An 11,424-nucleotide genomic window follows, 5' to 3' on the forward strand; every position below is an offset into this window, starting at 1 on the left:
GTTTCTGTCTTATGTCACCCCGTAATTCCCCGGTTAAAGCCGCCTAGTACTGGATGGCAAAATCTCGCGCTTCCGTTATCCTGTATCCGGTTTGTTCCTGATAGCTGACCATCACTCTCTCACCCCGGGCAAACCGCTCGCTCGCATGAATATCAAGCAGCAGATTGGTATCCGATTTAACAACATAATGATATTCCTTGCCCTGAAACTGCACATTGACGATTTCGCCCGGCAGTCCTGCCTCCGCTTCCTCCTGTCCAGGACGATCCAGCTTAAGCTCGTCAGGCCTTGCGGGGAACAGCTGGGATGATTGAAAGGACAGTGCCACATGGCGTCCCTCCCAGCTTTCCCCCTTGCCCTCCAAACCATGAGGCACAAACCGGGTGCCCTGCCAGCTGCCGGGTATCAGATTCGCCTTGGAAACGAAGCGGGCGACAAATTCCGTCTCCGGCCGTAAATAGATCTGCTCGGGGGTACCCACTTGCTCCATGCGGCCCCCGTTCATGACTACAATACGGTCTGCCATCGCCAGCGCCTCGCCCTGGTCATGGGTCACATAGACGATCGCCGCTCCGGTGTTATGGTGGATATTCTGAATCTCCCGGCGCATGTCCATCCGCAGCATGGCATCAAGGCTGCTGAGCGGCTCATCCATCAAGAGCAGCCCTGGTTCGGCGGCAATCGCCCGGGCAAGCGCCACACGCTGCTTCTGACCGCCAGACAGCTGGTGGGGCTGCCGGTCAGCCAGATGAGCAAGACCTACAAGCTCCAGCACGTCTGTCACACGTTCATTCATCCGCTTCCGAAGAGCCGCTGATACACCTTTATGATGCTTAAGCGGGAAGGCCACATGCTCGCGGACAGACAGGTGCGGCCACAGCGCGAAGGACTGGAAGACCATTCCGATCAGCCGCTGCTCGGGCGGCATCGTCCACCCCGGAGCGGACAGGCGCTTCCCTTCCAGGACGATCTCACCTTCCGTCGGCTCTTCAAAGCCGGCCAGCAGACGCAGCAGCGTTGTTTTCCCGCAGCCTGAAGGGCCCAGAATGGCCACGAATTCCCCGGACTCGATGGTCAGGTTAATACGCTGGAGCACCTCAGTCCGGTCAAAGCGCTTGGTGACACTGGTAATTTGTATACTCATTACGAACCTTCCTCCTGTCTTCCGCTGAGCCGCTTAACCAGCTGCAGCAGGCCAAATCCGATCAATACCAGCAGCACAATCAGGCTCGACAAGGCCGTCGAATAGGCGGTGTCACCTGCCTGCTCAAAATTAAATATCGTCACCCCGATCGTCCGGCTTCCCGGTGACCAAAGTAATGCCGATACGGTTAGCTCCGTCAGTGCCGTCAAGAATACGAGCAGTGCTCCGCCTGCCAGTCCCGGCAGCAGCTGTGGAAGAAGGACGTAACGCCACAGCTTCCATGAACCAGCCCCGAACATTCGTGAGGCTTCTTCTGTTGACGGGTCTACCTGCATGATTGCCGATACGGAGGCCCTTACCTGAAGAATAAGGAAACGGCAGAAGTACGCGATCAGAAGGATGCCTGCCGTGCCATAAATCCCCGGATTCCATCCGGGAACCGGCTCCATCCAGGCCAGAATCATCATAAGCCCAAACACGATACCAGGCAGCGTATAAGGGATACTGATTGCCGACTCTGCCAGCTTGGTGAACCAGGATGGGCGGCGCACTGAGGCATAAGCGAGCGCCGTTCCGGCCACCAGACAGCTAACAAGCGTAACAAAAGCGAGCATGAGACTGGTTTCCACCGCTTCCCACACCCTTGGATTATCAAACAGCACATACTTGTAGTTGGTCAATGTCACATTGCTCCATGTAAAAGGAAGCCCGTATGCCCGCTTCAACGATGTCGCTGCCATTGACAGCAGCGGAACGAAGGTAATAAGAGCAAAGCCGCCCCACAGCAGCACTTCCAGCCATACTCTATACCTGCCAAGCCGGATTCGCGGACTGTCATCCTCTTTTACCGAATCCCCCGTACGGATACGCCTCACCGCTGTCCACTGCATCAGGGTGCCTACCAGCGCCAGGAGCCCGAGCAGTATGGACAAGACCGCAGCACGTGAGAAGGCAGAAGGGCCAAATCCGGCAATCTCTTCATAGATCAGTGTGCTCAGCACCGAGATTCCTACCGGTATCCCCAGGAAGGCAGGAATGCCGAAGTTATCAAGGGAAGCCAGGAAAGCAAGCAGCGTGCCACCCGCAAAGCCCGGCATCGCCAGCGGGAGTGTAATCCGGAAGAACGCCTTCCAGCGTCCCGTGCCGCTTACTCTGCCTGCCCACTCCAGATCGCGGGGAATTTTTTTCAGCACATTGAGAGTCAGCAGATATACAAGGGGAAAATGATGCAGCCCCATCACAAAGATAATGCCGCCATAGCTGTATATGCTGAATGGCCGGGCACCCGGATCGAACAAACGGAGCAGCTGCGCTGCCATTCCCTGATTGCCCAGAAATGAAGCCCACGACAAGGTAAGAACATAGGATGGCAGGATAAAGGACAATAGCATCACCAGATGCAGGGCCTGCTTGCCGCGAATATCGGTATAGGCCATCACCCAGGCTGCTCCGATTCCACAAACAGCAGACACCATCGTAGACCCTGCCACAATCCACAGGGTATCCTTGAACGTCTTCCACGTGCGCGGCTCCTTCAAGACATCCGTATATGAACTCAAGCCAAAACTGCCCTGCCCCTCGAAGCTCAGCAGCATAAGCTTCAGCAGCGGAATAATAAAACAGAACAGCAGCACCAGCAGGAGGATGAAGAGCCAGGTTTTGCGCAGGACTATACGGATATAAAGAGAGGGACCGCCATCACTTCGGCCGATCCCCTGTTTTTGGTTTGCTCGTGTAGGTATCGAGTTCATGTTCCAATCCCTTCTTACTGCCCGAAAAGGCCGATGAATGCCTTTTTGTCCTCTTCACGAGCTTCAGTGAGCACCGAAATATCACTGGACAATACCTTCATCTCGCTTACCGTCTTCAGTCCCTCTGGCGCTGCAATTCCTTCACGGATCGGCGTATAACCCGTTCCAGCAGCTAGCTTCTGCCCTTCCTCAGACAGGACAAAGTCTACAAAGGCCTGTGCAGCAGCCTCATTCTTCGTTTCTTTCATAATGCCGATCGGCTCGGTGATGACTGGCACACCTTCCTCAGGGTAAACCAGCTCCACCGGAGAGCCCTTCTGCTTTTCCCTTACCGCAAGGAAGTCCACGACCATGCCGTATGATTTTTCACCGGCCGCTACCGCCTTGATCACCGCACCGTTGCCTTTAATCACGGTCATGCCATTTGCTTTCAGCTCCTCAAAGAAGCTCCATCCAAATTCTTCACTGCGGGAGAACACGCCCACATTGTAGGCTGCAGCACCGGAGTATACAGGGCTTGGCATAATTGCTTGATCCTTATTGTCCGGTGCCGTCAGCACGGACCAGGAAACCGGCGCTTGCTGCACCATTGCTGTATTATATACGAGCGCCGTAGCCATCACTTTGGTACCCGTATACATACCGTCCGGGTCAGCCATTTCAACGGGTATATTCGCGAGCTCCGGAGATTCATATTTCAGCAGCATGTCCGCTTCCTTCAAGCCTTCGAATGTAACCGCATCGGCAACCAGCAGCACATCGGCCTGAACCCTGCCCGCTTCTTTCTCTGCCAGCACCTTGGCAATAACCTCTTCTGTACCTGACCGGAAGGTTTGCACTTCCACATCCGGATACTGGCTGTTAAAAGCATCCACAAGCTTCGTAACATCCTCCTCAGGCTGCGAGGTGTAGAACGACAGCTTACCGCTTATTCCCGCATCTCCCGCCTCGCCGGCTTGTCCATTATTCGAAGCAGACGCTCCTGTTGTCGTATTTCCTCCAGCCTTCTCCGCCGTATTATTAGTCCCTGTCTGGTTTCCGCCGCATCCGCTCAATGCCACGATGACCATCAAGCCAGCCAGCAGTGTCTTGAATTTCATAGCTGCATCGTCTCCTCTATAAAATCTATGTACAAGGGCAAATTATAGAGAAGGTTTGTTAGCCATATGTTATCCGAGGTTTATCGGGCCATCAAATTTTAATCCATGCAAAAAAACCGCAAACGCTCTATGATACGGAACGTGTACGGCTTTATGGATTCATTTCTAATTCATTCAACTGATGAGCAGACACTTCTGCAGTTATGCCTGTTCCTTAGGGTGTGTGAACAGCACCTGATGGATGGTGAGTTTGGCACCCAACATAATCGGGCCTTCACCCGACTGTTCGGCTTGTCCTTCTGAAGCGGGCCGACCATGCTGACCGCCTCCCTGCGAGGGTGCCCCGCCCTTGCGCCCATGCGCTTCCTTGAACGCATCGCTGTTGACCCAGCTGTCAAATGCCTCCCGGCTCTCCCAAGTCGTACATACCTTTAGTTCGTCATGCTCCTCTACACCTTCGGTCTTCAGCAGCTCCATCCGGACAAAACCCGGGGCATGCTGCACTCCCTTTGGGTTCATGAACCGCTCGGCCACCGCATCCGCGTGACCTGCTTTGATTTTGATCGTATTGGTTACAAGAATCATATTCATTCCTCCTCTGAAGCGTATAGCTTAAGTTTACCAATGATCTCCATCCTGTACAAACAAGGCTAGCCAAAATACATAAAAGCCGCCTCCGGCAGCTAAAAGCTGCAGAGACGGCTTTCATTACTGGGAGCCTGGTTAGCGGCTAATTGCAATTCATTAATTCTTGCCAGCTGGCTCTTCCGATGAAGCGCCTGCCGGTTCAACGACCAGCGTGCCCTCACGCTCATCGATCACCAGTGTATCTCCTTTGGAAATTTTACCCATTAGCAGATCCTCGGACAGACGGTCTTCAATATGCTTCTGGATAGCACGGCGGAGTGGTCTCGCGCCATACTGCGGGTCGAAGCCTTCCTTCGCCAGGAATGCTTTTGCGCTATCTGTGAGAGTGAAGTCAACCTCCTGTTCACGCAGACGCTTGCGAAGCTCCTCGGACATGAGCGTTACGATCTGGGCAATATGCTCCTGCTCGAGTGAGTGGAAGACAATCGTCTCGTCGATCCGGTTGATGAACTCAGGACGGAAGTTCTTCTTCAGCTCAGCCATCACTTTGTCCTTCATTTGGTTAAATTCTCTGCCTGCATCCTGTACAGCCGTGAAGCCCAGTGTCGAGTTCCGCTTGATCTGGTCGGCACCAACATTGGATGTCATAATGATCAGCGTGTTGCGGAAGTCAACGACGCGGCCTTTGGAATCGGTTAGACGGCCGTCCTCCAAAACCTGCAACAGGATGTTGAAAACTTCCGGGTGAGCCTTCTCGATTTCGTCGAGCAGCACAACCGAATACGGCTTGCGGCGAACCTTCTCGGTCAGCTGGCCGCCTTCTTCATAACCCACGTATCCCGGAGGCGCTCCGACCAGTCGGGAAGTCGAATGCTTCTCCATGTATTCGGACATATCGATCCGGATGACAGCCTGCTCATCACCGAACATCGCCTCGGCAAGAGCCCGTGCGAGCTCCGTCTTACCAACACCTGTAGGACCAAGGAAAATGAACGAGCCCATCGGTCGCTTCGGATCCTTAAGACCTGCACGGGCACGGCGGATCGCCCTTGCTACCGCTTTGACCGCTTCATCCTGACCAATGACACGGTCATGCAGAATCTCTTCCATTTTCAGCAGGCGCTCGGTCTCTTCTTCCTTCAGCTTGCTGACCGGAATCCCCGTCCAGCTCGCCACCACCTGTGCAATATCCTCAGGCGTCACTTCGGAGTCCGTACGGCCCTGCTTTTCTTTCCACTGGTTCTTCGTTACATCCAATTCTTCACGCATCTTCTGCTCGGTATCACGCAGAGCAGCTGCTTTCTCAAACTCCTGGCTTTGAACAGCAGCGTCCTTTTCTTTGCGGATGTCATCCAAACGCGTCTCCAGCTGCTTGAGGTTTGGCGGTACAGTATAGGAATTCAGTCTCACCTTGGAGCCTGCTTCGTCAATCAGGTCAATCGCTTTATCCGGCAGGAAGCGGTCGGTAATGTAGCGGTCCGACAGCTTAACCGCCTGCTCAATCGCCTCATCGGTAATCTTCACACGATGATGAGCCTCATAACGGTCACGCAGGCCGCTGAGTATCTGGATGGCTTCTTCAACCGAAGGCTGATCAACCGTAATCGGCTGGAACCGGCGCTCAAGAGCAGCATCTTTCTCAATATACTTGCGGTATTCATCCAGCGTGGTCGCACCGATACATTGCAATTCACCCCGGGCGAGTGCCGGCTTAAGAATGTTGGAAGCGTCAATTGCCCCTTCCGCACCGCCTGCCCCGATCAAGGTATGCAGTTCGTCGATAAAGAGAATAATGTTCCCGGCCTGGCGAATCTCATCCATGATTTTCTTCAGACGATCCTCGAACTCACCGCGGTACTTCGTTCCGGCTACGACAGAACCCATATCAAGTGTCATGACTCGCTTGTCACGAAGCGTCTCCGGAATTTCATTGGCAATAATCTTCTGTGCAAGTCCTTCGGCGATCGCCGTCTTACCTACGCCAGGCTCACCAATCAGTACCGGATTGTTCTTCGTCCGGCGGGACAGCACTTGAATAACACGTTCGATTTCCTTGCTGCGGCCGATTACCGGATCAAGATGGCTCTCGCGTGCGCTCGCCGTCAGGTCACGAGCCAGACCGTCGAGGGTCGGCGTGCTGACATTGGCAGGTGTGCCATGGCTGCTTGATACCGCTTCACTGCTTCCAAGCAGCTGGAGCACCTGCTGGCGCGCCTTGTTCAAGCTGATGCCCAGGTTGTTCAGTACGCGTGCAGCTACGCCTTCGCCTTCACGAATGAGGCCAAGCAGGATATGCTCGGTGCCGACATACGTGTGGCCCAGCTTCCGCGCCTCATCCATTGAGAGCTCGATTACCTTCTTGGCGCGAGGCGTATAGGCAATATTCGTAGGCTGCTCCTGTCCGCGGCCGATTAGCGTCTCCACTTCGTCTTGGATCTTCTCCAGACCCAGTCCTAGACCGATCAGCGCTTTAGCCGCTATGCCTTCACCTTCCCGGATCAAGCCGAGCAGAATATGCTCCGTTCCAATGTTGTTATGACCGAGTCGAACCGCTTCCTCCTGTGCAAGAGCAAGCACCTTCTGCGCACGTTCTGTAAATCTTCCAAACATCATGTTCAAACACCTCCGCTTTCCGATTTCAATAGCTGCCCGCGGATTAATTCCGCCCGGCGTATGTCACGCTGCTCGGGGTTCAGCACCTCGTCAAACACCTGCTGCAAAAACCCGGGCTGCGTCATTACCATTAATTCATTCATGACACATGGCGGCACATCTTGAATGATGCCAAGATCAATACCCAGTCTCACATCCGACAGCCGCTGAGCGGCTTCCTTAGAGTCCATAATAGAGGCGTGAGACAGTATGCCGAATGAGCGGTTCACCCGATCCTCGACACGAACACGAGATTCTGACATTAGCCGCTCTCTCGCCGCTTTCTCATGTTCAATGATTTGGCGGGCCACACCATACAGGTTATCAATAATTTCCTCTTCCGACTGTCCCAGCGTAATCTGATTGGAGATCTGGAACAGGTTGCCTACCGCTTCACTGCCCTCACCATACAACCCTCTGACTGCCAATCCAACTTGGGTGATAGCCGACAGAATACGGTTAATCTGCTGGGTCAGCACAAGCGCAGGCAGGTGCATCATTACGGAAGCCCGGATTCCAGTACCGACATTGGTCGGACAGCTGGTCAGATAACCAAGCTTCTCATCGAAGGCAAAATCAACTGCCCCCTCAAAAGTATCATCAATCCGGCTGGCGACTTTCCAGGCTTCCTTGATTTGAAATCCTGGATACAGACACTGGATGCGGAGATGGTCCTCCTCATTAATCATAATGCTGACGGATTCCTTCTCATTCAGAAGCAGTGCTCCTCCCCTGGACTCGTTGGCAAGTCCGGGACTGATCAGATGCTTCTCAACCAGCACTTTCTTCTCCAGCTCATTCAGCTCGGATAATATAAAAATATCAAACCTTCCGAAAGATTCCAACCTTTCATCCCGCGCAACACCTGTCAGCTGCTCCATCACTTCACGTGATTGCTGGTTTGTGGCCAGCATCGGGAAGGGATGGTCGCTTAAATTGCGGGCGATCCGAATCCGGCTGCTGATTACGATTTCCGAATCCGGCCCATCGGTCTTCATCCACTCACTAAGCGCATCCTGCGCGAACCGCCGGCGTACCATACGCGCTACTCCCCCTTCCGCTTAAGCATCCGCCAATCGCTTCTCCAGCTCACGTATCCGGTCACGGATCTGAGCCGCGCTCTCGAACTCTTCATGCGCTATTTTCTCCTGAAGCTCCAGCTTGAGCTTTTCAATCTCCCGCTTGGATTGGATTTGCTGGCCGCTGCGCACCGGAATTTTACCCACATGCACCGTATTGCCATGCACACGCTTGAAGAGCGGATCAAGCCTTCCTGAGAAATGACGATAGCAGGAGCTGCAGCCAAAACGTCCAATCTTGCTAAACTGGCTGTAGGTCAGCCCGCACTCCTCGCAGCGGATGGTCTGGGGTTTGGGACCAAGTCCCGATTGAGCCGCCGGCTCAAAATCGAGCAGCCCTGACAAGAGACTATGAATCGAAAAACCACCAGGTGTGCCCGGGATCATTTCTCCCTTCTCCCGAGCACATGCCTCACAGATATGGAATTCAGTCTTCTCCCCATTTACAATCTTCGTAAAATGAAGTGTGGCGGGCTTTTTTCCGCACTCCTGACATTGCATCTGGAATACTCACTCCTTCTCCCGGTCATGCCAAGCACCGGGCGATGATCAGCGTGCCAACAGGGAAATCAGCATGGCCTTCAGCAGCCTTGCCCGTAGTTCGTCACGCTGGGGAAGCTTAAGTGCGATCGTATTTCGGCATACAGCTGCTCTAAGCAGGTTTGCCTCCCGCTTTGCAATAATACCCGCTTCCTCCAGCTGATAAATCAGGCCCTCTGCTGCGGTCTGGTCGACTCGTTCTCCAATTGTCTGATGAATGTGGGTATGAATCACCTTGAGCGTCGGAAGCTCGACACGCTGGATGCGGATATAACCGCCTCCCCCGCGCTTGCTCTCTACCACATATCCCTTCTCCAATGTAAAGCGGGTACTGATTACGTAATTAATTTGTGAAGGAACGCATGAGAACTTGTCTGCCAGTTCATTACGCTGAATTTCAACGGCTCCTTCGGAGCTTTCCTGAAGCATCTGCTTAAGATACTGCTCAATGAGATCGGAAATGTTGCGCATCTCACCAACCTCCCCAAGCCGCGGCAGAAATACGAGACTATATATTTTCGCCCTGCTTGACTTTGACTTTCTTTGACTTTAATTTAATTATACGCAATTTTATCGTGCCGTCAAGCCTGTTCTCCATGATGTTCATTAATTAGCTTGGGGCGGATACGGCACGATTTATACTTACCCTTACCCTGTTTTCCAAACTTTGATTGTTAGGCGGGCCTTGGGTAATGGCAACCGTATCTGCCCCAACTCAACATAAAACCTTAAAAGAAATCTGTCAGGTATGTTGTCCGCTTGGGAATCAGCAATTCCAGGAGTTTAATCGTCTCCTCACCAGCCGACAATCTGCCTGCTGCGGAGAGCATAGAAGGACGCTTAAAACCAAGCAGCATAGCTGTTAGCGTCTGAATATCGCAGCTGGCATCCGGCGTATGAGCTTCTTTCTTGTCACATGGTTGAACTGATGCTGCTCCTTCAGCGGAGATTTCAATAGTCCAGGTGCCTTCATTCCAGGGAGCATAAGGGTCGGAAAGCTGAATGGTGAATTCATGCGATTTCCCAGGCGCTTGAAGGCTATACTGCTCCAGGAAAGGCTTTACATCAACGATTCTGGCCATAAAATACGGGATTATCTCCTGCTTAAAGCGCGGATTGCTTACGACAAATGGAGTATAATCATCAATAGGTGCAGTCATTTCAACGCGATCGATCATCGAGTCATGGTTGCCAATGAAGGTCCATAGCGCCGTCCGTGCTTCTTCATCCAGCGGCACAAACTCGTGTACGGTAAATACGCGGTCCTTGACCGCATACAGCATATAGCCGGCGGGTTCTCCACCCGCCCTGTAATAAACAGCAGCATGTCCTGGCTTCCTGTCAAAAACCGCTTCCTTCCACCAGCTTTCCTCCCGTTTCAACATACCGTTATACCGGATAGCGTATTGATTGTAGATGGCATCCAGCAAAGGAATATCGCCATTGCAGCGTTCTACCTTCCCCTGGTATGGCTGCCGCTCCGGCAAAAGTGCCGCTTCAATGACATAACGCTTATATTCGCAGTACATTTCATATCCATATTTATGATAAAAGGCAAAAGAAAACGGGTGCAGACAAGAGACGGTTTGACCTTCCTTCTTCATCGTCTCCAAAGTGTGAGAGAGCAGCATAGCAACCAGGCCCTTGCGCCTTTCCTCAGGCCAAGAGGCAACAGATGCCACACCACCCATCTGGAATACTCGACCGTTCACATATAACTCAAAAGGCAGCAAAGACAGCGAGGCTTTCAGCTTGCCTTCCTCGAACACTCCCCAGTTGTGCTCTGGTTTAAACTGGCTTCTATTCTCCTCCCTTTCTTCCTGGGTAAGCTCTGCTTGAAAGGCATACAATAGTAATTCCATCTGCGTATCAAATTCCTCTTGGCGAAACTTCCTGATTTCCACCATGAGATCACTTCCTTCCCGGTTCAATTATGACCAGTATGTATTAGAGCACGATGTAATCCCATTATATACCTCTCTCTATGCAGCTTCAAAAGGCAAGAAGCCGGAGACTACAAGTCTCCGGCTGATCGGGCTGCCGCTGCATTGTCTATGATAATGGGTAGCCGATCCTTATTACGTGATATAACAACAGCACTATCTAATGCACCAGAATATTCGCCAACCGAGAAGTAACAACACTGTGAACACACCAATTACAGCACGGAAATCCTAGCGATACTCATCCGGATCAGCTTCAAGATGCAGCCCAATTTTTGCAGCTTCCGCTATGGCATTACTTACTTGTTGTGAATCACGACACCTAAGGTCTTGGTTAGTATGGTTATGCTGCTCATCTGCTTCTGCAATAATCTCCTTGATTATTGCTTTAGCTGTCGTCGACCGATGACCTATGTCCTGTCCTGTAAATGGCTGCTCCTGCATCTTACCCTCTCCTCTCTAAATGGTTTAGTGCGCCGGTTATTCTTCCAATAGGATGCACAAGAACACAGGCATTACTCATCATGATGGAATTGCAAAAAGAGCGTCTGCCCAAGTTATCGGACAGACGCTCTTACGTATAGGTTACACCCTGAAAACCGGATGCGAATGAAGTGTTTAGAACTT

General features: G+C 52.5%; 10 protein-coding genes. All 10 read right to left on the bottom strand.

The features are described 5' to 3' along the window. Positions 1–43 precede the first annotated feature (43 nt). On the bottom strand, positions 44–1,144 hold the full coding sequence (locus tag L1N82_RS21360) for an ABC transporter ATP-binding protein (protein WP_235289471.1): 1,101 nt from the start codon (positions 1,142–1,144) through the stop codon (positions 44–46). Continuing rightward, complete coding sequence (locus L1N82_RS21365; protein ID WP_235289473.1) at positions 1,144–2,895, bottom strand: ABC transporter permease; 1,752 nt, start codon at positions 2,893–2,895, stop codon at positions 1,144–1,146. Before L1N82_RS21365 ends, L1N82_RS21360 begins: the two co-directional genes overlap by 1 nt. A 14-nt stretch (positions 2,896–2,909) precedes the next feature. Beyond that, positions 2,910–3,995, bottom strand: a complete 1,086-nt coding sequence (locus L1N82_RS21370) for an ABC transporter substrate-binding protein (protein ID WP_235289474.1) — start codon at positions 3,993–3,995, stop codon at positions 2,910–2,912. Between the two features lie 201 nt (positions 3,996–4,196). Then, positions 4,197–4,580, bottom strand: a complete 384-nt coding sequence (locus L1N82_RS21375; protein WP_235289475.1) for an antibiotic biosynthesis monooxygenase — start codon at positions 4,578–4,580, stop codon at positions 4,197–4,199. Between the two features lie 159 nt (positions 4,581–4,739). Next, entirely contained in the window at positions 4,740–7,196 is a 2,457-nt protein-coding gene (gene clpC / locus L1N82_RS21380) for an ATP-dependent protease ATP-binding subunit ClpC (protein ID WP_235289477.1), read from the bottom strand. Between the two features lie 2 nt (positions 7,197–7,198). After that, positions 7,199–8,275 carry a protein arginine kinase gene (locus tag L1N82_RS21385; RefSeq protein ID WP_235289479.1) on the bottom strand — a complete coding sequence of 359 codons (1,077 nt, stop codon included), beginning with the start codon at positions 8,273–8,275 and terminating at the stop codon, positions 7,199–7,201. Between the two features lie 21 nt (positions 8,276–8,296). Then, a complete protein-coding gene (locus L1N82_RS21390) occupies positions 8,297–8,815 on the bottom strand; it encodes a UvrB/UvrC motif-containing protein (protein WP_235289480.1) in 519 nt (172 codons plus the stop codon). A gap of 48 nt (positions 8,816–8,863) precedes the next feature. Further along, positions 8,864–9,325 carry a CtsR family transcriptional regulator gene (locus L1N82_RS21395; protein ID WP_235289481.1) on the bottom strand — a complete coding sequence of 154 codons (462 nt, stop codon included), beginning with the start codon at positions 9,323–9,325 and terminating at the stop codon, positions 8,864–8,866. Positions 9,326–9,582: 257 nt separating this feature from the next. Then, positions 9,583–10,761, bottom strand: coding sequence for a GNAT family N-acetyltransferase (locus L1N82_RS21400; RefSeq protein WP_235289483.1), 1,179 nt, complete (start codon positions 10,759–10,761; stop codon positions 9,583–9,585). 267 nt (positions 10,762–11,028) lie between these two features. After that, positions 11,029–11,241 carry a hypothetical protein gene (locus L1N82_RS21405; protein ID WP_235289484.1) on the bottom strand — a complete coding sequence of 71 codons (213 nt, stop codon included), beginning with the start codon at positions 11,239–11,241 and terminating at the stop codon, positions 11,029–11,031. Positions 11,242–11,424 lie beyond the last annotated feature (183 nt).

The organism is Paenibacillus tarimensis, from assembly GCF_021532315.1.
Taxonomy (GTDB): domain Bacteria; phylum Bacillota; class Bacilli; order Paenibacillales; family Paenibacillaceae; genus Paenibacillus_I; species Paenibacillus_I tarimensis.